At 40.0% G+C, this 25030-nt stretch carries 28 protein-coding genes; 20 read left to right on the forward strand and 8 right to left on the reverse strand.

Annotated features, from left to right (window positions below; translation table 11 throughout):
* Window positions 1-5 precede the first annotated feature (5 nt).
* Window positions 6-392, forward strand: coding sequence for a hypothetical protein (locus B806_RS0100610; RefSeq protein WP_002114091.1), 387 nt, complete (start codon window positions 6-8; stop codon window positions 390-392).
* Between the two features lie 214 nt (window positions 393-606).
* A complete protein-coding gene (locus B806_RS0100615; RefSeq protein ID WP_017399730.1) occupies window positions 607-1197 on the forward strand; it encodes a LysE family transporter in 591 nt (196 codons plus the stop codon).
* 8 nt (window positions 1198-1205) lie between these two features.
* On the opposite strand, the gene B806_RS0100620 is transcribed toward B806_RS0100615, so the two are convergent.
* Entirely contained in the window at window positions 1206-1847 is a 642-nt protein-coding gene (locus tag B806_RS0100620; RefSeq protein ID WP_005071971.1) for a DedA family protein, read from the reverse strand.
* 194 nt (window positions 1848-2041) lie between these two features.
* Here B806_RS0100620 and B806_RS0100625 point away from each other — a divergent pair, with 194 nt between their 5' ends.
* Entirely contained in the window at window positions 2042-2479 is a 438-nt protein-coding gene (locus tag B806_RS0100625; protein WP_002114126.1) for a DoxX family protein, read from the forward strand.
* A gap of 67 nt (window positions 2480-2546) precedes the next feature.
* On the opposite strand, the gene B806_RS0100630 is transcribed toward B806_RS0100625, so the two are convergent.
* Window positions 2547-3764: a DUF445 family protein gene (locus B806_RS0100630; RefSeq protein WP_014208114.1), complete on the reverse strand. Its 1218-nt coding sequence runs from the start codon at window positions 3762-3764 to the stop codon at window positions 2547-2549.
* Window positions 3765-4149: 385 nt separating this feature from the next.
* Here B806_RS0100630 and guaA point away from each other — a divergent pair, with 385 nt between their 5' ends.
* The 7 genes from guaA (at window position 4150) to B806_RS0100665 (ending at window position 9949) form a co-directional block, all read left to right on the forward strand.
* On the forward strand, window positions 4150-5718 hold the full coding sequence (gene guaA / locus B806_RS0100635; RefSeq protein ID WP_002114136.1) for a glutamine-hydrolyzing GMP synthase: 1569 nt from the start codon (window positions 4150-4152) through the stop codon (window positions 5716-5718).
* A gap of 65 nt (window positions 5719-5783) precedes the next feature.
* Window positions 5784-6572 carry an ANT(3'')-II family aminoglycoside nucleotidyltransferase gene (locus tag B806_RS0100640; RefSeq protein ID WP_017387383.1) on the forward strand — a complete coding sequence of 263 codons (789 nt, stop codon included), beginning with the start codon at window positions 5784-5786 and terminating at the stop codon, window positions 6570-6572.
* Between the two features lie 215 nt (window positions 6573-6787).
* Complete coding sequence (locus B806_RS0100645) at window positions 6788-7294, forward strand: PadR family transcriptional regulator (protein WP_005071980.1); 507 nt, start codon at window positions 6788-6790, stop codon at window positions 7292-7294.
* Between the two features lie 60 nt (window positions 7295-7354).
* Window positions 7355-7660, forward strand: a complete 306-nt coding sequence (locus B806_RS0100650) for a DUF3861 domain-containing protein (RefSeq protein WP_002114086.1) — start codon at window positions 7355-7357, stop codon at window positions 7658-7660.
* Window positions 7661-7816: 156 nt separating this feature from the next.
* Window positions 7817-8764, forward strand: a complete 948-nt coding sequence (locus B806_RS0100655; RefSeq protein WP_017387382.1) for a pirin family protein — start codon at window positions 7817-7819, stop codon at window positions 8762-8764.
* Window positions 8761-9168, forward strand: a complete 408-nt coding sequence (locus B806_RS0100660) for an OsmC family protein (RefSeq protein ID WP_014208118.1) — start codon at window positions 8761-8763, stop codon at window positions 9166-9168. Before B806_RS0100655 ends, B806_RS0100660 begins: the two co-directional genes overlap by 4 nt.
* A 112-nt stretch (window positions 9169-9280) precedes the next feature.
* On the forward strand, window positions 9281-9949 hold the full coding sequence (locus B806_RS0100665; RefSeq protein ID WP_025466065.1) for a glutathione S-transferase: 669 nt from the start codon (window positions 9281-9283) through the stop codon (window positions 9947-9949).
* 40 nt (window positions 9950-9989) lie between these two features.
* Here the strand turns inward: B806_RS0100665 and B806_RS0100670 are convergent, their stop codons facing one another.
* Complete coding sequence (locus B806_RS0100670) at window positions 9990-10604, reverse strand: SPOR domain-containing protein (protein ID WP_017387380.1); 615 nt, start codon at window positions 10602-10604, stop codon at window positions 9990-9992.
* A gap of 156 nt (window positions 10605-10760) precedes the next feature.
* Window positions 10761-12551: an arginine--tRNA ligase gene (gene argS, locus B806_RS0100675; protein ID WP_017387379.1), complete on the reverse strand. Its 1791-nt coding sequence runs from the start codon at window positions 12549-12551 to the stop codon at window positions 10761-10763.
* A gap of 494 nt (window positions 12552-13045) precedes the next feature.
* On the opposite strand from argS, the gene B806_RS0100680 reads away from it, so the two are divergent.
* Window positions 13046-14743, forward strand: a complete 1698-nt coding sequence (locus B806_RS0100680) for an NAD-dependent malic enzyme (RefSeq protein WP_017402500.1) — start codon at window positions 13046-13048, stop codon at window positions 14741-14743.
* A gap of 44 nt (window positions 14744-14787) precedes the next feature.
* Here the strand turns inward: B806_RS0100680 and B806_RS0100685 are convergent, their stop codons facing one another.
* On the reverse strand, window positions 14788-15708 hold the full coding sequence (locus B806_RS0100685) for a Dyp-type peroxidase (protein ID WP_014208122.1): 921 nt from the start codon (window positions 15706-15708) through the stop codon (window positions 14788-14790).
* Between the two features lie 158 nt (window positions 15709-15866).
* Between B806_RS0100685 and B806_RS0100690 the strand changes: the two genes are divergently transcribed.
* Window positions 15867-16493, forward strand: coding sequence for a LysE family transporter (locus tag B806_RS0100690; protein WP_025466064.1), 627 nt, complete (start codon window positions 15867-15869; stop codon window positions 16491-16493).
* Between the two features lies 1 nt (window position 16494).
* On the opposite strand, the gene znuB is transcribed toward B806_RS0100690, so the two are convergent.
* Genes znuB through B806_RS0100705 form a run of 3 tightly spaced genes read right to left on the reverse strand, consistent with a single transcriptional unit; the run spans window position 16495 to window position 18566 of the window.
* Window positions 16495-17304 carry a zinc ABC transporter permease subunit ZnuB gene (znuB, locus tag B806_RS0100695; RefSeq protein ID WP_017401863.1) on the reverse strand — a complete coding sequence of 270 codons (810 nt, stop codon included), beginning with the start codon at window positions 17302-17304 and terminating at the stop codon, window positions 16495-16497.
* A 3-nt stretch (window positions 17305-17307) separates the two neighbouring features.
* Window positions 17308-18096: a zinc ABC transporter ATP-binding protein ZnuC gene (gene znuC, locus B806_RS0100700; RefSeq protein WP_017387377.1), complete on the reverse strand. Its 789-nt coding sequence runs from the start codon at window positions 18094-18096 to the stop codon at window positions 17308-17310.
* Complete coding sequence (locus tag B806_RS0100705; RefSeq protein ID WP_002114130.1) at window positions 18069-18566, reverse strand: transcriptional repressor; 498 nt, start codon at window positions 18564-18566, stop codon at window positions 18069-18071. Before B806_RS0100705 ends, znuC begins: the two co-directional genes overlap by 28 nt.
* A gap of 127 nt (window positions 18567-18693) precedes the next feature.
* On the opposite strand from B806_RS0100705, the gene B806_RS0100710 reads away from it, so the two are divergent.
* The 8 genes from B806_RS0100710 (at window position 18694) to atpG (ending at window position 25008) form a co-directional block, all read left to right on the forward strand.
* Window positions 18694-19533, forward strand: coding sequence for a zinc ABC transporter substrate-binding protein (locus B806_RS0100710; protein WP_002114115.1), 840 nt, complete (start codon window positions 18694-18696; stop codon window positions 19531-19533).
* 170 nt (window positions 19534-19703) lie between these two features.
* Window positions 19704-20102, forward strand: coding sequence for an ATP synthase subunit I (locus B806_RS0100715; RefSeq protein ID WP_005072004.1), 399 nt, complete (start codon window positions 19704-19706; stop codon window positions 20100-20102).
* Between the two features lie 104 nt (window positions 20103-20206).
* Window positions 20207-21082 (forward strand): F0F1 ATP synthase subunit A, encoded by an 876-nt coding sequence (gene atpB / locus B806_RS0100720; protein ID WP_002114072.1) that lies wholly within the window; start codon window positions 20207-20209, stop codon window positions 21080-21082.
* Between the two features lie 84 nt (window positions 21083-21166).
* The gene (gene atpE, locus B806_RS0100725; RefSeq protein ID WP_000424060.1) at window positions 21167-21412 is read left to right on the forward strand and encodes a F0F1 ATP synthase subunit C; all 246 of its coding nucleotides are present in this window, start codon (window positions 21167-21169) and stop codon (window positions 21410-21412) included.
* A 38-nt stretch (window positions 21413-21450) separates the two neighbouring features.
* Complete coding sequence (locus tag B806_RS0100730; protein ID WP_001024691.1) at window positions 21451-21921, forward strand: F0F1 ATP synthase subunit B; 471 nt, start codon at window positions 21451-21453, stop codon at window positions 21919-21921.
* Between the two features lie 12 nt (window positions 21922-21933).
* On the forward strand, window positions 21934-22470 hold the full coding sequence (locus tag B806_RS0100735) for a F0F1 ATP synthase subunit delta (protein ID WP_002114070.1): 537 nt from the start codon (window positions 21934-21936) through the stop codon (window positions 22468-22470).
* A 46-nt stretch (window positions 22471-22516) separates the two neighbouring features.
* Window positions 22517-24061 carry a F0F1 ATP synthase subunit alpha gene (gene atpA / locus B806_RS0100740; RefSeq protein ID WP_002114049.1) on the forward strand — a complete coding sequence of 515 codons (1545 nt, stop codon included), beginning with the start codon at window positions 22517-22519 and terminating at the stop codon, window positions 24059-24061.
* 77 nt (window positions 24062-24138) lie between these two features.
* On the forward strand, window positions 24139-25008 hold the full coding sequence (gene atpG, locus B806_RS0100745) for a F0F1 ATP synthase subunit gamma (RefSeq protein WP_002114131.1): 870 nt from the start codon (window positions 24139-24141) through the stop codon (window positions 25006-25008).
* Window positions 25009-25030: the final 22 nt, after the last annotated feature.

Here is a 25030-nt window from a genome sequence, read left to right on the forward strand (position 1 = left end):
AAATGATGAAAGGCTTATATATTGCGCCTTTGGTGGCAGCCACTTTACTCCTTGGCGCTTGTGCTACAACGGTAAAACCGACTTATGTGTCTCCGACACAATATCAATCTTTGAGCTGCCAACAGCTTCAAAGTGAATATAACCGTATTCAGCAATATATCGACAATGGCGTGCAAACTCCAAAAAGTACAGGTATGGGTGTTGGTCTTGGACTCGGTGGTGGCTGGGGACGAGGTGGTTGGGGATTCGGTCCATCTATTTCTGTAAATATGGGACAGTCTTCTTCAACGAAAAATACCGAACTTTCACGTGTTTTAGGCCAACAAGAAGCAATTGTTCAGGCTGCCCAGTTCAAGAATTGTCCAATTATTGTCCGTAAAAAGACCAATTAATAGTCAACTTTACATCACAATATGCTAACTAAGGCATGTTGTGATGAATAAAGTTTAGCAAAATGTTTCATAATAAAATTAATATAAATAAGTGGTTTATCAATTTTTAAGCTTCCAAAATTCTGTATTTTCTGTAATCAAAAAGCCTTATAAACTTGCTATATTTTGCCTGTTTCGTTTAAGGTGGCCCCATCTTGGATATTATGGAAACTTTATGATTGAGAGTTGGTTTTTTGTATTGGCAATGTTGGCTGTTTTGCTCATTCCTGGGCCGACAAATGCTTTACTTGCAACCGCTGCTCATTCTCAAGGTTTATCTAAAGCATTTTGGCTTATTCCTATGGAATGGTTAGGCTATGCCTACGGTATTAGCTTTTGGGCTGTGTTTATTCATTTGGCAGCACCAGTTTGGCCTGCGTTATTGCTCATTTTACATATTACAAGTGTGGCGTATGTGTTCTGGATGGCATTCCGATTATGGAAAACCACCCATTTACAACAATTTAGTCAAACTCACCGTAACATTCGCCCACGTCAATTATTCTTCTCAACCTTAAAAAATCCGAAATCCTTACTTTTTGCCGCAGGTATTTTCCCTGCCGAAACATGGAATTCGCCTGAAAATTGTCTAATGGTATTTGGTGTTTTTACATTGACGCTCATTCCAGCTGCGAGTTTCTGGATGATTTTTGGACGTGCACTATTAACGGGCCCAGTACAAAAAATAAAAGCCGATCATTTATATAAAGGATCGGCTATGTTGCTTATTTTATGTATGCTTCCAGTGGTATTCCGTTTCTTCTAAATTAAGCCTTAAGCATTGGTTTTCCGGCTTTTTAGCTTTTCACGTATAAAGCCGATGATGCCCGGTAAAACACTAATAATAATGATGCCAAAAATAAGATGAGTGAAGTTGTCTTTAACGATTGGCATATTTCCAAATAGATAACCTAACGCCACAAAAGAAGCGACCCAACAAAATGCGCCAATCACATTATAAGTTAAGAAAAACTTATAGTTCATGCTGCCAGCACCCGCAACAAAAGGGGCAAAAGTACGGGCAAATGGAACAAAGCGAGCAAAAATAATTGTTTTGCCACCATGACGAGCAAAGAATTCTTGAGTTTTAATTAAATGCTGCTTATTAATGAATCGTGAATTCATTTCAAATACACGTGGACCGATAAAACGACCAATATGGTAGTTCACTGTATCGCCTAAAACGGCAGCAATGAAGAGTAGAGCACCCAATAACCATGGATCCATCGCACCTGTAGATGCTGCTAAAGCACCAGCTGCAAATAGTAAACTATCTCCCGGTAAAAACGGCATAACCACTAAACCGGTTTCGACAAAGATAATTAAAAATAAAATGCCATAAATCCACGTCCCGTAATTTGTAATAAACTCGGCGAGATGTTGATCAACGTGTAGAATAAAATCAAGAAGTTCCATGAGATGATTAAGTGGTAAACCGTGCTCAAATCCTAGCAGTGACCCTATAGAAAGTCAGTATAAAACATCAAAAATATACAAATTGATCATCCTGTTTGTGCAACGATATATATGGATTTTGAGTATTTAATTATCAATGTCCCAAACCTAGAATGAGCTCATCAATAAATAAGCATTTAAATAAAGGTGGCAAAATGTTTAATCCAAATGTAGTGGTCAAAAATATCGTAACGCAATCAGGCGCGGACAGTTTTATTAGCCTTATTGCTCGTCTTCTTATGGCTTATATCTTCCTTGTTGCTGGTTGGGGGAAAATTACCGGTTATGCAGCAACTGCAGGATATATGGAAGCAATGGGTGTACCAGGTGGAATTCTTCCTTTAGTTATCTTGGTTGAGTTTGGTGGTGGTTTAGCCTTGTTATTTGGTTTCCAAGCACGCTTTGCAGCTTTCGGTCTTGGTATCTTCAGTATTTTAACTGCATTCTTGTTCCACCAAGGTGGGGCTGATGCAGCGGCACAATACAATAATGGCATCCATTTTATGAAAAACTTAGCAATGGCAGGTGGTTTATTCTTCCTAATGCTTCATGGTGCTGGCCGTATTAGTCTGGATCATGCAATCGAGAAATAATATTCAAGACAAAATAAAAACCGGATGAGCAATTCATCCGGTTTTTTTTATTTCTTTATTTTAAAAATTAAAGCATAAATTGGATTTGCAATTCACCAACCACGAAACCAAGAACTGCGCCGACTGCAATCAAGGCCCACTCATCTTCTTTAAATGCAGGACGTAACATCCCTTCAAATTCAGAAGGTGTTAATTTTTGCATACGTTCAATGAGTGTGCTACGAATATTCATTGCATCTTCTGCATAAGACTCTACATATTTCATCGTCTCTGGAAGCTGTTGCATAATACGTTCAGCAACTTGTGATTTCATATTCTGATATTTTTCTCCGCCAATTGCATATACAACTAACGGACGAATAACCCCAGCTTGCATATCAATTTCTTGTTTGACATGCCGGTTAACCAGATCAATAACACGCGCAGAATGTGTACCCGAAAATAACTCTTCCATCATGTGACGTGAAGTTAAAAGCTGCTTAGAAATTAAAGCTGCATAGTCAGCTGCAACTTCATTTTGGCGTTTAATAAACAGACCTTGCCATGTGTAACCCAATATCTTTTTAGGATAAAGTGGTCTAAACATCATTTGCAGTGCAATCCAGTCACTGAAGAAACCCACAAAACCACCAAATAAAGGTAGCATCCAAGGATATTTTCCTTGAGTGACAATCCAGCACAGCATCTGAATTACACCAATACCGAAGCCAAATACAAAGCCTACATTACTGAAAAATTTAAATTCTTGTTTCCCTACACGTTTAAAAATATTGTTGAGCAAACGTTTATCTTTAAGCAAGTTACTGATAACAAGATGTTTAATATCAAAGTATCGATTCACATCACGTTGTACTTCGCTCATGATGTGTTCAACAATTTCTGGTGCTTTGGATTGCACACGACGGATGAGTCTTTGGCGAGCAAATTCTGGCATGCCTTCCCATAAACCAGGCTGATACTCTTGAGCAACGTCACGGGTAATATCTTCAGCCGCTGCAAGTAGGGGTTTTTCTATTTCTTTGGCAATACGTTTAGGATCTAGGCGTGCAAAAATTTCTTCAGGCTTAATGAGCTTTGCTGTCATGAGCTCAACAGCAATGGTTGCCATTTTCTCGGCTTTGCGAGGCACAATGCCTTGCCAACCCAAAAATGGTTTAATACCTTTAAATTCAAGTGGTGAAAACATCATCTGGATGGCAACCACCTTGGTGATATAGCCAATTAAACCACTCATAAAAGGAATAGAGACATACAACCAAAAATGTTGCTGGAAATCTGCAATCATAGTTTGAAGCATTGTTGTTCCTTAGATTTCTATTGATTTTGATAGGGGGCAACAAGCCATAAAAATGGATAATTGTTTAAGCACAGACAAATATCGTTTATGGTATTTACCTTTCCATGGTAATGCCTGTTTTATCGGCTCATCTTAACATCAAATTCAAGGCGATGTTGCATAGAATGTGATGAATTTATCAATACACATGGAGTTTTTAAGCGTAACCCATACAGTTGATAAATATAAGTAAATTTTGATTTATATCAAACAATCCAATTATAGAAATGATTCTGATATGAAAAAAATAAGATATATGATGATTTGCGGTGCGCCGAAGCGCGAAAAATGTTAAAATGGCGCGCTTAATTCTTTTGCCATTTAGTGGTTTGTCATGACTACCAATACTCAAATTACTGAAGATCGTATCCTGATTCTGGATTTCGGCTCTCAATATAGTCAGCTCATTGCACGTCGTGTACGTGAAGCTGGTGTTTACTCTGAAATGTATGCTTTTGATATGTCTGAAGAAGACATTCGTGCTTTTAAGCCAAATGGCATTATTTTGTCAGGTGGACCTGAGAGTGTGCATGAAGAAGGCAGCCCTCGCGCACCACAAGTAGTGTTTGAGTTAGGCGTTCCAGTATTGGGTATTTGCTATGGCTTGCAAACCATGTCTGAACAGTTAGGCGGTAAAGTTGAGCCGGGTACTGTACATGAGTTTGGTTATGCCGAAGTTGATATCGTTAAACGCGACCAACTGATTGGTAACTTACAAGACCGTGAAAACCAACTTCATGTTTGGATGAGTCATGGTGACAAAGTTAGCCAGATTCCAGAAGGCTTTACCATTACTGCAAGCACACCAAGCTGTCCAGTTGCTGCTGTAAGTGATGAAGCGCGTCGTTTTTATGGCGTGCAATTCCACCCAGAAGTAACACACACGGCAAAAGGTGAAGAGTTACTTGCAAACTTCGTTCATAAAATTTGTGGATGTGGCGGTCTTTGGACGCCTGAACACATCATTGATTTACGTGTAGAACAATTACGTGAACAAATTGGTAATGAAAAAGTTCTTTTAGGTCTTTCTGGTGGTGTTGACTCATCTGTCGTTGCTGCGCTTTTACACAAAGCAATTGGCGACCAGTTAACATGTGTATTTGTTGATAATGGTTTACTTCGTTTAAACGAAGGTGACCAAGTGATGCAAATGTTTGCTGAAAACATGGGTATCCGTGTTATTCGTGCAGATGCTGAACAACGTTTCTTAACTGCATTGGCTGGTGAAGTTGATCCAGAGAAAAAACGTAAAATTATTGGCCGTGAATTCATTGAGGTATTTGCTGAAGAAGCACGTAAACTTGATGGCGTGAAATTCTTGGCACAAGGTACGATTTACCCAGACGTAATCGAATCTGCTGCAAGCAAACAAGGTAAAGCACACGTAATTAAATCACACCACAACGTGGGTGGTTTACCAGAAGATTTAGCATTTGAATTGGTAGAACCTTTACGCGACTTATTCAAAGACGAAGTTCGTAAATTAGGTACTACACTTGGCTTGCCACATAGCATGATTTACCGCCATCCATTCCCGGGCCCTGGTTTAGGTGTTCGTATTTTGGGTGAAGTGAAGAAAGAATATGCTGATATTCTTCGTCTTGCTGATGACATCTTCATGCAAGAGCTTCGTGACAGCGGTTGGTATGATAAAACTGCTCAAGCGTTTGCCGTATTCCAACCTGTTAAGTCAGTTGGTGTAGTAGGTGATGGTCGTCGTTATGCATGGGTAATTGCGCTTCGTGCAGTTGAAACGGTTGACTTTATGACAGCTCGTTTTGCACATTTACCATACGAATTGGTTGATAAAATCTCAACGCGTATTATGAATGAAATTAAAGATGTATCACGTGTTGTATACGACGTGTCATCTAAACCACCAGCAACGATTGAGTGGGAATAATTAAATGAAAAGGCAGGATTTAATCCTGCCTTTTTTATATCTGTTTCTTCCGAAGGAGGTGAGAGATGCCTGATTTAATTCAGTTAGAATATCTACAAGAAAAATTACAGCAACTTTTAGCGGAATCATTATTTGCAATTTATCTTTATGGTTCAGCTGTTGACGGTGGTTTAGGGCCAGAAAGTGATCTTGATGTACTGGTCGTGGTCACTCAACCATTAACTTTTGCTTTACGTGAGCAGCTTGCACAAGAATTACTAAAAATTTCACAGCCTGTCGGGGAATTACAAAGGCCATTAGAAGTTACTATTTTATTAAAAGATGAGATTCAGTCTGGAATTTATCCTTTAAGTTATGAAATGCAATTTGGTGAATGGCTGCGTGAAGAGCTTAAAGAAGGTGGAACATTGAGCTCACAGAAAGACCCAGATATTAGTATATTGCTTAGAAAAGCGAGATCTCATCATACAGTTTTATTTGGACCAGCTTTAAACCAATGGGCACCTGAAATTTCTGATCAAGAACTATGGCAAGCAATGTCTGACACTTATCCCGAAATTGTAGCGCATTGGGATGAGGATGCAGATGAAAGAAACCAGATTTTAGCTTTATGCCGGATCTATTTTAGTTTAGTGATGAAGGATATTGCTTCAAAAGACAATGCTGCACGATGGGTTATGTCTCAGCTTCCTGATGAGCAGAAATTCGTATTGCAGCGACTTATAAAGGAATATAGAGGGGAAATCGGCAAACAAAATTGGCAAGAGGAGCATTATGCTTTGCAGCCTATTGTCAATTTTTTGAGTTCAAAAATTGAAGAGCAGTTTGAGCAGAAAAGAAATCTGATCACATAATAATTTTTTGATTCTGGCTTTATTTACCGACTTTGCTAAACATGTGGCTATATAAGAGTGCTTAAGCACTCTTTTTTATTACTTAGATTTTAAAGCTAAAAATTAATTTTGATAACTATCAAAGCAATAGATCAACTCTTATTACTTTTACTTGATCAAAGATATATTAAGATATATCTTAATAATTATAAATTGATCATTTTGGATCTTAAAAGATGAAACAACAATCAGAACAGCATCATGCTGAACATCATCGTTCGGGACGCCGTGGAAGACTTTTTGAAGCTGGACGCATGAAACTTTTGGTACTCCACCTTATTCAGCAAAGCCCAAAGCATGGCTATGAAATCATTAAAGAAATAAGTGATTTGGTAGGCGATGGCTATACGCCAAGCGCAGGAACAATTTATCCAACATTAACCAGTCTTGAAGAAATGAAGTTGATTAATTTGCTGGATGTAGAGCGTAAGCAATATCAAATCACGGAATTTGGGAAAGCTTACTTAACTGAACAACAAGACAAGTTGAAAGAGTTATTAGAAAAACTACGTTTAAGACGAGAAATCCACAGTAATGATGAATTAATCGAAATTCACCGTGCAATGGAAAACCTAAAAACAGCCTTACGTTTGAAGTTGAACTCGGCAGGTTTACAGCAAGAGCAGATTTATCAAATTGCCGAAAAAATTGATCAGGCTGCTGTTGCGATTGGGCGCCTATAAGTCGACCTTAAACAAGTTGAAATTCTTCAAAGTTATTAATTTTTAAGAGAGAATTTATATATGAAACAACATCAATATCATGTCACGGTACAACACTTAAAAAATGCAAAAGGAGAGGCCTCTACTTATACTGAACGCCTTGAGTTCTATGCGGGAAATCATGACGATATTTTTGAAATTGTTGAACGCTTAAAAAAAGCAGATTTTTTTGATGATGAAACAACAAAATCTTTTGGAGTTGGGCTAAAACTTTTTAGTGAGGTTATGCTTGAAAACCGTGACCACCCACTATTTCAAGAGTTTCTCCCACAATTTGGTCAATTTATGAAAAACCTGAAACAGCTCGTTAAAACTCAATCATCTTAAGCTGCTCAATGCAGCTTTAATGTTATGTAATTAACAAATGATTGTCTCATTCATAGCACCCTGTGTATTACTAAAAGACTATATTGAATAATGAGTGTATTGTTAAGATCATTACAACGACTCATTGCAAAAGCATAGGTAAAAGAGAGTAATATCATGAGCAATAATAATGATTACGATATTTCTGATTCAAAGGATTGCGAAAAATTTGCCAATCAGTTTATTCAGGAATTTCCAATTCGCTCTGCTGAAATTGGACAGGGGACAGTCATTAAGCGGGCTTTACCTAGCCGACAAAAACGAATGATTGGTGCGTGGTGTTTCCTAGATCATGCGGGCCCAGTCACTTTTCCGGCGGGTGATGGTTTAGATGTTGGTCCTCATCCTCATATTGGTTTGCAAACCTTCACGTGGATGATTGAAGGCACCATGATGCATACCGATAGTCTAGGCTCAAAACAACTGATTCGACCTAAACAAGTTAATTTAATGACGGCAGGTCACGGAATTTCACATACAGAAGTTGCACCTGATACAGAAACTCAAATGCACGCTGCTCAGCTCTGGATTGCCTTACCAGATGCTAAGCGCAACATGGATCCGAAATTTGAACATTATCCTGAACTGCCTGTTGTTGAGAAAGACGGTCTAGAGTTTACCGTGCTTGTGGGTGAATATTTGGCAACTACTTCTCCAGTAGTTGTACATACACCGTTAGTGGGTGTTGACCTCATTGCTACCGAAGATACGAAAACCCGCATTCCATTAAATCCTAATTATGAATATGGTTTTATGGCGCTTGAGGGTAGTGCTCATGTAAATGGCCATGAGTTAACTGCTGACAACATGGTGGTATTAGATACGGGTCTTAGTGAAATTGAGATTGAAGTAAAAAAAGGTAACCGTATTCTTTTGATTGGCGGTGAACCGTTTGAAACACCAATTTTACTCTGGTGGAACTTTGTTGCACGTACAATGGATGATTTAAAAGAAGCCCGTGAGCAATGGATTAGCCATGATGCACGTTTTGGTGAAATCCCAGATTATGTTGGTGCACGTTTAGAAGCCCCTGTTCTTCCAGATCAAATGAGAGCATCAAAATGACAGCAGTAATCGCAAGCAGTAAAGCAAAGCCCCTTGCTGAACAATGGAAGGGCGAAATCACCAGTGGTCGTCACCAATATTTTTGTGATGAGCCAGAAAAGTTAGAAGGGCAAGATCAAGGCCCAGCGCCATATGATTTGCTCACTGGAAGTTTAGCCGCGTGTACGCTCATTACTTTAAGAATGTACGCAAAGCATAAGGGTTATGATTTTGGTGAGTTTTCGGTTGAAATCGATTTTCATACCAATAGAGAACATGAAGAACATATAGAACGTCGTATTGTTTTTAAAGACTTGCCAAACGAAGAGCTTCAACAAAAAATCTTAGCGGTATGCGGTAAAACCCCAGTCACTAAAACTTTGTTACGTAGTTTAGACATTCATACTGTGCTTGTTACAGTATAAAAATGCTATTTTGTTGAGGTGGATGATTTTATATCCATCCCACAAATGGAATAAAACAGCATGTTCACATGCTGTTTTTTATGTAAAAAGAAAAATAAAAGCAGGCAATAACATGATTAGTGTACACCACCTGGAATGTTCGCGATCGTTTCGAATTTTATGGGCTTTAGAAGAGTTGGGCTTAGATTATGATATTCATTATTACCAACGCCTACCTAACTATTCTGCTCCAGAAACATTGAAATGTATTCATCCTTTAGGTAAAGCTCCGATTTTGACTGATGATGAACAAGTCATCGCAGAATCAGCTGTGATTTTAGAATATTTACAGCAGCGTTATGATCAGAAGCAACAATTTAAACCTACAGAGCCACAAGATTTACAGCAGTATATTTATTGGATGCACTATGCAGAAGGTTCACTTATGCCGTTATTAGTCATGACTTTAGTCATGAATAGTGTAAATAAGCATGTGCCATGGTTAATTCAGCCAGTAGCTAAAAAAATCACGGAAGGGGTGAAGGCAAATTTTGTTCGCCCACGTATGAAAGATCATATTAGTTTTTTAGAAAACTATTTGGCAGAGCATGAATATTTTGCAGGTGACTTTTCCTTTGCTGATATTCAAATGAGTTTTCCTTTAGAGGCTTTGCAAACGCGTTTGCAAGGTAAATATCCTCATATTCAGGCTTTTTTACATCGTATTCGGCGAAGGGTGGCGTTTCAAAAAGCGAAAAAAAGGGGAATTGGTTCCAATGAAAGGAATTGTGCTGATATTTAAAAGAAAAGGAACAAATATTTGTTCCTTTTCTATTTTTACTTTACTTGCGTTTGATCACGATAGAATCAATACCACTGTGTTGTAAGGTCTGCTGAGCAGCCAAAGCAGCATCTTGAGTATCATACGGTCCAGAAATAACACGATACCATGTTTGTCCGTTTTCAGTACTTTTGACTACATCAGCAGACAAGCCATTTAAAATGATTTCTGCACGGCGGGCATCAGCCTGATCAGGATCATTATAACTACGAACTTGTAAAATATATGTAGGTTGCTGAGGAGTTGTAGCTGACTGATTCGGGTCAATTCCTACACTTTCAGAGGCAGCTGGTTGAGTGGTACTTGGTGCCTCAACAATCATAGCAGTGCCTTGATTTTTGCTTTCAGGGATCGCTTGTTCAGGAATAGGGGTAACCTGTTGTTGAGGCAATAGGTCGTAGAAGCGATAGTCTTTATTAGTATCTTCTTCTTGATAATGTTCAGAGGTAATCTGATTTTTCGCAGGAACAGGTTGCCAAGGTTTCCAAAGCATAAGCATTACAACGATACATAAGACCGCCAAAATAGCGACAAGTGTCCCTAACCATTTGGGAATTAGGGGCTTTTTAGGCTTATTAGGTCTTTCAGATACACCGCGTTGCGTTTTGCCAAACACGTGGATTATTCCTCTGTATTTTGATTGTTTTTAATTCGAGTTTGAGTCTCGTCTTACGATGCTAAAAACAGTGGTCTGTATTGATATTTTAACTATACAAACCACCCCTTACTATATATTGCATGACCTTTAATTTGCTGTCATGCAATATATTTATTACATAGATTCTGGTGCAGATACACCAAGTAATTCTAAACCATTACGAAGTACTTGTTGTACATTGATTGAAAGCAATAAACGGGCTTGTGTAAGCTCTGCATCATCGCTTAATACTTTATGTTCATTGTACCAACCATGGAACAGGGCAGCTAACTCTTTTAAGTAGTTACCAACCTGATGAGGTTCATATGCATTTGCAGCACGTAATACCGCGTCTGGGTATGCTGCCAGTTTAGCAAGAATCTCAGTTTCTGCATCAAGAGACAAGCGAGCTGCATGTGGACGAGCAGCGTTTACATCGAATTGTAAATCTGTGCTTACTGCTTTTTCTAACATACGACAAATACGTGCGTGTGCATATTGAATATAGTACACAGCATTGTCTTTACTTTGTGAAACAGCAAGGTCAAGGTCAAAGTCGATGTGTTGTTCACTCTTACGCATTACGTAGTAGAAACGAGCTGCGTCATTGCCCACTTCTTTACGTAAGTCACGTAAAGTCACGAATTGACCTGAACGAGAAGACATTTGAACCATCTCGCCGCCACGCCATAAACTTACGAACTGAACTAAAAGAACAGTCAACTTCTTAGAGTCGTAACCCATTGCATCAATCGCCGCTTTTACGCGAGAAATATAGCCATGGTGGTCAGAACCCCAAATATCGATTAGGTCAGTATAACCACGTTGTAGTTTATTTAAGTGGTATGCAATGTCAGATGCAAAGTAAGTCGTTTGGCCATTACGACGCTTAACAACACGGTCTTTTTCATCACCAAATTCAGTCGACTTGAACCAGATGTTGCCATCTTTTTCATAAAGGAAGCCACGTTGATCAAGTGTTTCTAAAGCTTCATCAATTTTTGCACTAAGAGATGCTTCACTAAACCATTGGTTGAACGTTACACCAAAGTCAGCAAGGTCATCTTTAATGTCATCTAAAATGGCATGAAGAGCAGCTTGGTGGAATACGCGGTAACCTTCACCCAATAATTGTTGTGAGTTGGCAATAAGGCCATCAATATGCTTTTCTTTATCACCAGATAACACAACTTTGTTGCCTTCGCTATCTAGCTCTTCAGCATATTGCACATCTTCTGGTACATCTTTATAAACATTCGCAACTTCACGAACGTAAGCATCGCCATCTTTATCAATAATGCCTTGTGCGATTTCTTTAACGTAATCGCCTTGATATGCATTTTTAGGGAATACAAGGTTTTGTCCAAGTAGTTCCAAATAACGTAAATAAGTAGAAGTCGCCAAAATATCCATTTGACGGCCAGCATCATTCACGTAGTACTCACGGTCAACTTTAGCACCCGTTGCTTCAAGTAAATTAGCAACAGTCATACCGTATGCCGCACCACGTCCATGACCTACGTGTAGGCTAGACGTAGGGTTTGCAGAAACAAATTCGACTTGAATCTTTTTCGCTGCATTTGCTTGGCTACGACCAAAAATTTCTTTTTGTGCTTGAATTTGATCAAGAATAGCAAAACGCTGATCTGCATTTAAAAAGAAGTTAATAAATCCGGGGCCTGCGATTTCAGCTTTACTGATATCTGCCACTTCTGGTAATGCAGCTAGAACTTTCTCAGCTAAATCACGTGGTTTCATACCAGCAGCTTTCGAGCCGATCATGGCAATATTAGAAGCAAAGTCGCCATGGCTTCGGTCTTTGGTGCGTGTTAAATTGCTTGTGTTTTTCCAGTCGGAAGGAAGCACCCCTTCTTGTTGAAGAGTTTGCACTGCATGGTCGAGAGCTGCTTGTATTGCCGTATTCATATCAATCGAAAATAGATGTCGCAGAAAAACGTCAAATATAGCAAATTTCCGATGACTTAGGGGAGGGGATTTAATATTCCAATAATTCTTTATGCAAATTACTGATGATTATTTTTTAAATGAATGTTGGTTGATGAATCGCCTTACTATTCTGAAAATAAAGAATTACAAGCCTTTTGGGTAGTTTTGATGAGTAAATTAAGTGTTTAATTTAATAATATTTCCTGAGGAAATACCTGTTGCCACTAACTCATATAATTATGGCTTTTAAAATTGAGAAAATAAAAGAGGTTTTTAAAATTATAAAAATATTAAAATACTGATTTCTATTAATTATTTTTAAACATGTTGTAACTAAATAGTGTTTAATTTTAACATCACGGTTTAAAATATCTATTTTGATCGAATTAGGCTTAAGCTTATACGCACAAAGAGTTTTAGAGACCATACAAAACGTGTTTTTCTCTACTCTAAGCTGGAAAATGAGATAGGCAATGATATCAGGACACCCAAGTAAACATCCCCTTTATATTCCATATGCAGGTTTTACACTTTTAGAGTTACCACTCTTAAATAAAGGTTCGGCTTTCACTGAAGAAGAAAGAAGTAACTTTAACTTACACGGTTTACTCCCCCATATTATTGAAACTATTGAAGAGCAGAGCCAGCGCTCTTATCAGCAATATTGCGCTTTTACTGATGATATCAATCGACATATCTATTTGCGTAATATCCAAGATACCAACGAAACCTTGTTCTATCATTTAATCGAAAATCATCTTGAAGAAATGATGCCGATTATTTATACCCCAACAGTGGGTGAAGCATGTCAGCGTTTCTCCGATATCTATCGTCGTCATCGTGGTGTTTTTATTTCATATCCAGATCGTGATGTGATTGATGATATTTTGCAAAACGTAAATAAAAATAATGTAAAAGTGATCGTCATTACTGATGGAGAACGTATCCTAGGTCTTGGTGACCAAGGTATTGGCGGAATGGGGATTCCTATTGGAAAACTTTCGCTTTACACCGCTTGTGGTGGGATTAGTCCAGCTTATACATTACCAATCACAATTGATGTAGGGACGAACAATCCACAACTGTTAAATGATCCGATCTATATGGGTTGGCGTCAGCCACGTATTAGTGGCGATGAATATTACGCATTTGTCGATATGGTGATTGAGGCTGTAAAGCGTCGTTGGCCAAAAGCGTTAATTCAGTTTGAAGATTTCGCACAAAAAAATGCGATGCCACTTTTAGAAAAGTATCGAGATAAAATTTGTTGTTTTAACGATGATATTCAAGGAACAGCAGCGGTATCTGTAGGTAGTTTGATTGCTGCAAGTCGTGCAGCAGGCAAGCAATTAAAAGATCAAACAATTGCTTTCTTAGGCGCGGGCTCTGCGGGATGCGGTATTGCGGAACAAATTGTTGCACAAATGGTTGCTGAAGGTTTGACTGATTCTGAAGCCCGTGCACGCGTTTATATGGTGGATCGTTTTGGTTTGATTACCGAAAATCAGCCGAACTTATTGGACTTCCAACGCAAATTGGCGCAAAAAGCTGAGGTGGTTGATCAGTGGGGCAATATTGAAGAAGTGATTTCACTACTTGATGTTGTTAAAAATGCTAAGCCTACAGTGTTAATTGGGGTTTCTGGTCAACCGGGTCTGTTCACAGAAGAGATTATCAAAACCATGGCGGCGAATTGTGAGCGCTCAATTGTCATGCCATTGTCTAACCCAACTTCACGTGTTGAAGCTGTGCCAGCAGATATTGTGGAGTGGACTGAAGGTAGAGCGTTAATCGCAACAGGTAGTCCGTTTGCTCCTGTGAATCATCACGGCAAACTTTATAATATTTCTCAGTGTAATAACTCGTACATTTTCCCAGGCATTGGGCTGGGTGTGGTGGCATCGGGTGCTAAACGCGTTACTGAAAATATGTTAATGGCTTCAAGTAGTGCTTTAGCGAATTGCTCACCTCTACTAAAAGATCCGCAAGCTGATTTATTACCACCTTTAGGGGAAATTCAGCAAGTCTCTAAAGTGATTGCATTTGAAGTTGCGAAAGCTGCCATGGCAGATGGCGTGGCTGTAACGATTAGTGATGACTTACTACAGCAAAAAATAGATCAATCATTCTGGAAACCTGAATACCGCAAATATAAGCGTATTCCTTTCTAAGGTTGAGAACGTAAAAAGAGGAGCTTAAGCTCCTCTTTTTTATTTTAGTCTTCTAAAACTTCTTCTAGCAATTCTTCGCTAGGTGCAAAGTAATATGCGCCATCAAGTGGAGTCACGAAATGCAATAAGCGATCATGGATACCATCTCCACTTGTACCAAACATACGCTTTAACATGGCATCAATAATGCTCAGGTCTTTAGTATAAGCAATGAAGAATAAGCCTTGATCGCCTCGACCGTCGCCATAAGGCAGACTATGACGCAAGATTTCCATTTCTTCGCCTTCGTCATCTTCAACGACAGTACGGGCAACATGGGCATTTTCTGGTTTAACGTCATCATCAAGTTCAATTGACTCAAGCTTAGTACGACCCATGACATTTTCTTGAGCATCAACTTTTAGTTTTTTCCATTTTTCTAAGTCGTGTGCATAGCGCTGTGCAAATATGAAACTACCATCTGCAAATACTCCAGCACTTTCTGGGAGTAGGGCTGTTTCCGCGCGGTCATCTGGAAATTGAGGGTTTTCAGTACCATCTATAAAGCCAGTAATATCGCGACCATCGAAATAACGGAAGCAAACACGCTCATCAAGAACTTCAACTTTATCTTTAATACCTTCAAAAAATGCTTGGCTTAATGCAAAACAAATATCAGAACGCATACTAGCAATATGGATGAGGACATCAGCGGGAACAGCTGGCATGTTGAATGCGCCGTTTTCTGGTTCAAGTTGTTTAAAGCCAGCAGGAGATTGACTGTAAAGTTGCTTCCAAAGTTCTGGACCAAAAGCGACTGCTGTTTTAATTTGCGCGTCTGAATGCTGAGTAATGAGACGGTCGCGTGTTTCAAACAACGCTTCGAGTTGTTCTTTTAATTCATCAATTGATAAGTCTTTTAAACGAAGAACAATAAATCGGGCATGATCTGATGGCAACGGCAAAATGACAGATTGAGCAGTCATTGGAAGGTATCTCCTCAATTATAATTTAGTATGAGCTTTAATTATTGTGCCTGATGCGAAGAGCGGTTAGTAGTCTATTTCTTGATTTTATTGTTTGAATTCTCATCAAGATAGTTTTATAAAACAGTATAATTCCACTTTTATTGTCTATTTTTACTATGTCTTTGCAAGTTTGGTTTGCCTATATGTTGGCCTGTTGGGTCATTAGTATCTCTCCGGGTGCGGGAGCTATTGCCTCAATGTCGAGTGGTCTAAACTATGGATTTAGACATGGTTACTGGAATGCAATCGGTTTGCAAGTTGCCTTAGTGCTTCAAATTATGGTGGTGGCCGCAGGTGTCGGGGTCTTATTTGCAACGACTCCTTTAGCTTTTCAGGCCGTTAAGTGGTTTGGCGTAGCTTATTTATTGTATTTGGCCTATCTGCAGTGGAAAGCACCTATAAAAGATATAGAAATTCAACAAGAAAAAAGAGATAAGTCTGCTTTAGCTCTGCTATTAAATGGTTTTGTGGTTAATATTAGCAATCCTAAAGCAATCGTATTTTTATTGGCGGTTTTACCGCAGTTCTTAGATTTAAGTAAGCCTCAATGGATACAATATCTAATTATGGCGGCTACTATGATTACGATCGATTTGATTGTAATGGCTGGATATACGGGGCTGGCATCCAAGGTTTTAAGATTACTTCGATCCCCTAGACAGCAAAAATATTTAAATCGGGGCTTTGCTGTGATGTTTAGCTGTGCGGCTTTATTATTGAGCACAGTGCATCAGGCGGCCTAGTTTAGGACGCCTGTGTCTGATTTTTTAGTTTTTGAGTTATAAAAATAACGGCAAAACTTAATGCCATACATAAAACAATACTAAGACCTGTAGAGATATTAAGTGCTGCACTTGACCATAAGCCGACACTAACACCAAGCTGGGCTAACACGAATGCCCAAATAACCATTTGCTTTGGTGAGTTTGCCAATAGACGAGCGCTTAAAGCTGGTATTACTAGTAATGCACCCATTAGCAAAGAACCTACAGCACGCAAAGCTAAAACTGTAAATAAAGCTAATAACAGCATAAAAATAAGGCGTTGCCAGTTTGCATTCACCCCTTCACTAATTGCGATATCTGGATCAATTGCAAACTGTATTTGTGGCTGCCAAAAGCGGTAAAGAATTGCGAGTGATATTGCAATAATTAAAGTGAAAACAGGAAGATCTGGCCAATCAATACTAAGTAAATCGCCAAACAAATAACTTAAAAGCTCGGGTCTTAAACTTGGAACATGTTGAATAAACAACAGGCCACTACAGAGTAATGTTGCTGAACATAAGGCTAGCAGAGCATCATTGGGTAAACGGTTGTCATGTAAAGCCCATAAAACGCCTACCAGTAAAACCGCTGTACCTGCAACACCAAGCCATAATGGAAGACTTAAAGCTCCCGCAATAGCAACCCCAAGTAGTGTTCCGTGCGCCATCGTGTCAGCAAAAAAAGACATGCGTCTCCAAAGCATTAAACAACCCAGAGGTGCAGTTAAAAATACTAGCAGAGATCCCATAATCCATGCGGGTAACAATAATTGTAACCATTCCATCATGGCTTAAGCTTCCGGTTCTGGGTGAATATGAGGACGGTCATTATGAGGGCAGGGGTGTGCAGCATCACCGTGAGCACAATGGTCATGATGATGTTGATAGAAAACCCTTTGAGTTCCAAATATTGCCTGATATTCAGGATGTTGTTGGATATTTTCGGGCAGCCCGCTACAGCAAATATGTTTATTTAAACACACCACACGGTGTGTTCCTTGCATCACCCATTGTAAGTCATGAGAAACAATTAATATCGCGCAACCATATCGTTTTGGTAGGCTACGAACATAATCATAAAGTTCTGCTTCTGACTGAATATCTAGGCCTTGCATGGGTTCATCAAGAACTAAAATATCTGGCTGACGAAGCAGTGCACGAGCCAATAGTACTCTTTGGCGTTCTCCACCTGAAAGTTGTTGTACTTTTGATTGTTGTAACTTTGAAATACCTGTGTCTTGAATAATTTCCTGACGCAGGGCAGGGCTGCATTTTTCTAAATCAAGAAGGTCCTGAACACGTAAAGGAAGGCTGTGTGAAGGATTAAACTTTTGTGGCACATAAGCCATTTTAAGTTTTTTATGATTAATAACACGCCCGCTACTTGGCTGAAGAATACCGAGTAGAACTTTAATCAGTGTTGATTTGCCTGCACCATTGGGTCCAATTAAAGACACAATTTCATTTTGATGTAGGGCAAAATCAACTTTCTTTAATATATCCCGATCATCACGATGAACAGAAACCTGCTCAAGCTGAATTAATACAGGATTTAAGGAGTTGTGCGGCACTGTTGGCATTTCCCCGAAATTTCAATAATGCTGTGTTGAGCCACGAAGTCATCTGAAGCTGCAAGCTGGTCAAGCTGGTGTGTGAGGCCTTGAGAAGAAGCTTCTTTAACCATATGACATTCGGTACAAATCAGGAATGCTGCTTGATGGCCTTCACGCGGGTGGCAGCAAGGAATATACGCATTAATAGAAGTTAGGCGGTGAATGAGGCCTTTTTCTAATAAGAAATCTAAAGTTCTATATACAGTTGGAGGCGCAGCAGGGCGATCGGTTTGACTTTTTATACGTGCCAATAAGTCATAGGCACCCATTGGACCCGATGCATTTAAAATGAGTTCCAGAACTTCTTTGCGCAAAGGTGTAAGGCGTGCGCCAGTCGCAGAACATAAACTTTCTGCTTCAGCTAAACGGCTTGCGACATTATGGTGATCATGCACACCATGCAAAGAATCATGATGTTCATGCGAGCAGGAACTCATAGGGATAGCCTCGAATTTTTAACGGAATATTAGCATGAAGCGATGCTTCATTCGATTAATCTTAGGTATTTTTGTAACTTTGTTATATTATAACATGCTTCAAGCTAATTTAAATTGATGGTCTGTCATGTTCCGTTTTTTTGTTTTCAGTATGTTCTCACTTTTGAGTACGTTAGGGTGGAGTCAGGGTTTGGTGGTTTCTACACACCCGATTTATCTGATTGCAAAAGAGGTCACACAAGGGGTTGAAGAACCGCAACTCTTATTAAAGGGACAAACGGGGCATGACGTACAATTAACTCCAGCGCATCGTAAAGCAATAAATGATGCGTCTTTGGTGATTTGGTTGGGTAAAGCGCATGAAGCGCCCTTAAATAAATTATTAGGTAATAATAAGAAGGCGATTGCACTATTAGATAGTGGCATTGTTTCTGTTTTACCTCAGCGAAGTACACGCGGTGCAGCTTTACCTAATACGGTAGATACACATGTGTGGTTAGAGCCCAACAATGCAGTTCGAATTGGTTTCTTTATTGCTGCTTTGCGCTCACAGCAACACCCTGAAAATAAGGCAAAGTATTGGAATAACGCCAATGTGTTTGCTCGTAAAATGTTCCAGGCAGCACAAGCTTACGATAGTTCAAGTAATGGCAAACCATATTGGGCATATCATGATGCCTATCAATATTTAGAACGCTCACTAAACTTAAAGTTCGCTGGTGCTTTAACAGATGATCCTCATGTTGCACCAACAGCAGCTCAAATTAAGTATCTTAATGATAGTCGACCAAAAAATCAGATGTGTTTGTTGGCAGAGAGTTTTACCACTAAGAGTCAATATCAAAAATTAGGTAACATTACTTTTCAACCAGTAGACGAGAGCATGAATAATGAGGATGATTTCGTCACTGCATGGAAGAAACTGGCTATAAAAACAGATAAATGTGTATTAAGTACGCAAAAGTAAGATAAAAAGTAAACAAAGGCTGACTGTAGCGTCAGCACCACCTGTCATGAAAAACCCCGACTAAAGTCGGGAAAAGATTGCATGTTCAGGGGTGTAACTCTATAATGCCTGCGATTAAAAGCGATCATCAGCTAAACTTGTCAAGCATTTATGCTGTGAGTGGATAAATAATGAGCCAAACTAGTCGCTTGATTGACCGACGATTAGCAAAAGCTTTGGTCTTCTTACAAGCATGTATGATCCCTGTTTCCGCACTTGTGGCGTGGAGCATAAAAGACATGACAGCAGCATTAAGTGCGGCACTTGGTGCGTTGGTCTGCTGGCTTGCTACGGGTTATTTTTCGTGGCAATCCTTCAGAACAGCAGGTGCACGAGCATCAAAACAAGTGCTGTCTAACATGTATAGGGGCATGTTAGGCAAATTTGCAATCATGATCGTTGGATTTATTTTGATTTTGAGCAATGTTAAACCTTTATCACCGTTAGCATTGCTGTTTGGTTTTATTCTCGTTCAGGCAATGTCGTGGGTCGCTCCGTTTTGGGTGTCACGTCTACAAAAACGGGTGTAGAAACAAGAAGAATTGAAGATTTTTTGGAGGGTTGCGAGATATCGACAGTACGCCGATGTTCGTTTCCCTTCTTTTTAGTAATTGACATTGACCAGGTGTGATTTATGGCTGCTGAAGAACATGCCCTCACTTCGACAGAGTATATCAAGCATCACTTGACCAATATGACCTATGGCAAAATGCCAGACGGTACATGGAAATTGGCTGAGACTGCTGAAGAAGCTCATTCGATGGGGTTCACTGCAATTCACTTGGATTCAATGGGTTGGTCAATTGGCCTTGGTGTGATTTTCTGTTTGATGTTCTGGATCGTTGCGAAAGCTGCAAATGCAGGTGTTCCAACAAAATTCCAGTCAGCAATCGAAATGATCATTGAGTTTGTTGACTCAAGTGTCCGTGATACTTTTCATGGCAAATCACGTTTAATCGCTCCGCTCGCACTCACTATTTTCGTGTGGATTTTCCTCATGAACTTAATGGACTTGATCCCAGTTGACTGGATTCCTCAAGTTGCAGCGTTTGTAGGTGCAAACGTATTTGGTATGGACCCTCACCACGTTTACTTCAAGATCGTTCCATCTACAGATCCAAACATTACTTTAGGTATGTCTTTATCTGTATTTGTACTTATCTTGTTCTACAGCATCCGCGAAAAGGGTGTTGGTGGTTTCGTTGGCGAGTTGGCACTTAACCCATTTAACCCAAGTAATCCAGTTGCAAAAGCGTTGCTTATTCCAGTGAACTTGATTTTGGAATTGGTAACATTCCTTGCTCGTCCGATTTCATTAGCTCTCCGACTATTCGGTAACATGTATGCCGGTGAGTTGATCTTTATCCTAATTGCTTTATTGCCGTTCTGGATTCAATGGGCGTTGTCTGTGCCTTGGGCGATCTTCCACATTCTTGTAATCACGTTGCAGGCATTCATCTTTATGATGCTTACCATCGTTTACTTGAGCATGGCAAGCGAAAAACATTAATGGTATTGCCTAACTATCAAATGATGGTTGGGCTGAATTTTTTTAATTTAATTTGGTAATAACCTAACCTCTGAGGAATTTTTCATGGAACTCACTTTAGGTCTAGTTGCAATTGCATCTGCTATCTTGATCGCTTTCGGTGCTTTGGGTACTGCGATTGGTTTTGGTCTTTTGGGTGGTCGCTTTTTAGAAGCTGTTGCTCGTCAACCAGAATTGGCTCCACAACTTCAAACTCGTATGTTCTTAATCGCGGGTCTTCTTGATGCTGTGCCTATGATCGGTGTTGGTATTGGCTTGTTCTTCATCTTCGCTAATCCATTTGTAGGTTAATCATCTTAATTCCTAAATCCACTATTTGAGGAATTGCAATGAATATCAACCTCACATTGATTGGTCAAGCGATTGCGTTTGCATTCTTTGTTGCATTCTGCATGAAGTTTGTTTGGCCACCACTAATCAATGCGATTAGTGAGCGTCAGCGTAAAATCGCTGATGGCTTAAATGCAGCAGAAAAAGCGAAAGCTGACCTTGCCGATGCACAAGCGCAAGTTAAGCAAGAACTTGATGCAGCTAAAGCACAAGCGGCTCAATTGATCGAACAAGCGAACCGTCGTGCAGCGCAATTGATCGAAGAAGCTCGTACTCAAGCTGCGGCTGAAGGTGAGCGTATTCGTCAACAGGCTAAAGAAGCTGTTGATCAAGAAATCAATTCTGCTCGCGAAGAATTACGTCAACAAGTAGCTGCTTTGGCAGTAACTGGTGCAGAAAAAATCCTGAACCAGCAAGTTGATGCAGAAGCTCATAACGCCATGCTGTCTCAGCTGGCTGCTAAACTTTAAGCGAGGCGAATTATGGCTGAACTCTTGACGTTGGCACGTCCGTATGCCAAAGCAGCATTTGCTTATGCTTCTGAGCAAGGTGCAACAGACAATTGGTCGAATGCGTTACAAGTGCTCAGTGCTGCGGTGCAAGACGAAGCATTTTCCGCTTATTTAAATCGCCCTGAACTTACTCCTGCGGAGCAAGTGAAGCTTTTTGCTAAAGTTTTAGGTGAAGATCAATCTCAAGCAGTGTCTAACTTTTTGACACTTCTTGCAGATAACGATCGTTTAATGCTGTTACCTGAAATTGAAGCAGAATATGAACAGCTTAAATCACAGAATAACAACAATGTGGATGTCGTGATTGAATCGGCTTTCCCGTTAACTGCTGAACAAGAGCAATTGTTGAAATCTGCTTTAGAAAAGCGTTTTAACAGTACAGTAACTGTTTCAGTTGAAGTTAAACCTGAGCTTATTGCAGGTGTTGTAATTCGTGCAGGCGATCAAGTGATAGATGATTCTGCGCTTAACAAGCTTGAAAAAATGCGTACTCGTCTTCTTGCATAATGCAAATGATGAAGACTGAACTAATAAAAGATTGAGGAATAGCGCAATGCAACAACTGAATCCATCCGAGATCAGTGCGCTCATTAAACAGCGTATCGGAGATCTGGACACCAGCGCGACCGCTAAAAACGAAGGTACCATTGTTATGGTATCCGACGGTATCGTGCGCATTCACGGTCTTGCTGATGCAATGTACGGTGAAATGATCGAATTCGACGGCGGCTTATTTGGTATGGCACTGAACCTAGAACAGGATTCAGTGGGTGCCGTTGTTTTAGGTAACTACCTAAGCCTTCAAGAAGGTCAAAAAGCTCGTTGTACAGGTCGTGTATTAGAAGTTCCAGTTGGTCCTGAACTTCTTGGCCGTGTTGTCGACGCTTTAGGTAACCCAATTGATGGTAAAGGCCCAATTGATGCGAAATTAACTGATGCTGTTGAAAAAGTAGCACCAGGCGTAATTTGGCGTCAATCTGTAGATGAGCCTGTTCAAACTGGTTATAAATCAGTTGATACAATGATTCCTGTTGGCCGTGGCCAACGTGAGTTGATCATCGGTGACCGTCAAACTGGTAAAACAGCGATGGCGATCGATGCGATTATCGCTCAGAAAAACTCTGGCATTAAATGTGTATACGTTGCGATTGGTCAAAAACAATCAACAATTGCAAACGTTGTACGTAAGCTAGAAGAAACTGGCGCTATGGCGTATACAACTGTTGTCGCTGCTGCGGCTGCTGATCCTGCTGCAATGCAGTACTTAGCTCCGTACTCTGGCTGTACAATGGGTGAATACTTCCGTGACCGCGGTGAAGACGCTCTTATTATTTATGATGATTTGTCTAAGCAAGCTGTTGCTTACCGTCAAATTTCATTACTTTTACGTCGTCCACCAGGTCGTGAAGCGTATCCAGGTGACGTATTCTATCTTCACTCACGTCTTCTAGAACGTGCTTCTCGTGTATCTGCTGACTACGTTGAGAAATTCACTAATGGCGCAGTAACTGGTCAAACTGGTTCTTTAACTGCATTGCCAATTATTGAAACTCAAGCAGGTGACGTATCTGCATTCGTACCAACGAACGTAATTTCGATTACTGACGGTCAGATCTTCTTAGAAACATCATTATTCAACGCAGGTATTCGTCCTGCTGTGAACGCGGGTATCTCTGTATCTCGTGTTGGTGGTTCTGCTCAAACTAAGATCATCAAAAAATTGTCTGGTGGTATCCGTACTGCTTTAGCACAATACCGTGAATTGGCTGCGTTTGCTCAGTTCGCTTCTGACCTTGACGAAGCAACTCGTAAGCAACTTGAACATGGTCAACGTGTAACTGAGTTAATGAAGCAAAAACAATATGCTCCTTACTCAATTGCTGACCAAGCTGTTTCTGTTTATGCATCTAACGAAGGCTACATGGCTGACGTAGAAGTTAAGAAAATCGTAGACTTTGATGCTGCGTTAATTTCTTACTTCCGCTCAGAATATGCTCCGTTGATGAAACAAATCGATGAAACTGGTGATTACAACAAAGACATCGAAGCAGCAATCAAAGCAGGTATTGAAAGCTTTAAAGCGACTCAAACTTACTAAGTTTAGTTTTAGTTAAGTTTGGTTCACGGATCAACCTTCGGAAGCTCGAAAGAGCTTTCGAATACTAGGTTAAGCGTATGGCAAATTTAAAAGAAATTCGCGCCAAAGTAGCTAGTATCAAGAGCACGCAAAAGATTACTCGCGCGATGCAAATGGTAGCTGCTTCTAAAATGCGTCGTGCGCAAGAGCGCATGGCTCAGGGCCGTCCGTATGCCGATAATATGCGCCGTGTAATTGCTCACTTGGTACAAGCAAACCCTGAATACAAACACCGTTATATGGTTGACCGCCCAGTTAAGCGTGTTGGCTATATCGTAGTGTCTTCAGATCGTGGTTTGGCAGGTGGCTTGAACATTAACTTGTTCAAGAAAGTTGTGCAGCATGTCAAAGCACAACAACAGCAGTCAATTGAAGTTGAATTTGCTTTAATTGGTCAAAAAGCGGTTTCGTTTTTTAAGAATTACGGCGGTAAAGTGCTCGGTGCAACTACCCAACTTGGCGATGCGCCGAGTTTGGAACAGTTAACTGGCTCAGTCCAAGTTATGCTTGATGCATTTGATAAAGGCGAATTAGATCGTATCTATCTCGTATCAAATGGCTTCGTTAATGCAATGACTCAGCAGCCTAAAGTAGAACAACTTGTTCCTTTAGCACCAGCAGAAGAAGGCGATGATCTCAACCGTACTTATGGTTGGGACTATATCTACGAACCAGAAGCAGAAGAATTGTTAAATGGTTTGTTGGTTCGCTATATCGAGTCTATGGTTTATCAAGGTGTGATTGAAAACGTTGCATGTGAGCAGTCAGCTCGTATGGTCGCGATGAAAGCAGCGACAGACAACGCAGGACAATTGATTAAAGACCTACAACTCATTTACAACAAGCTGCGTCAAGCCGCGATTACTCAGGAAATTTCCGAGATCGTTGGCGGTGCCGCTGCCGTTTAACATTATTAAGTTTGAATTGAGG

It is taken from the genome of Acinetobacter sp. TG2027 (genome assembly GCF_000302435.1).
In the GTDB taxonomy this organism is placed as follows: Bacteria; Pseudomonadota; Gammaproteobacteria; order Pseudomonadales; family Moraxellaceae; genus Acinetobacter; species Acinetobacter pittii.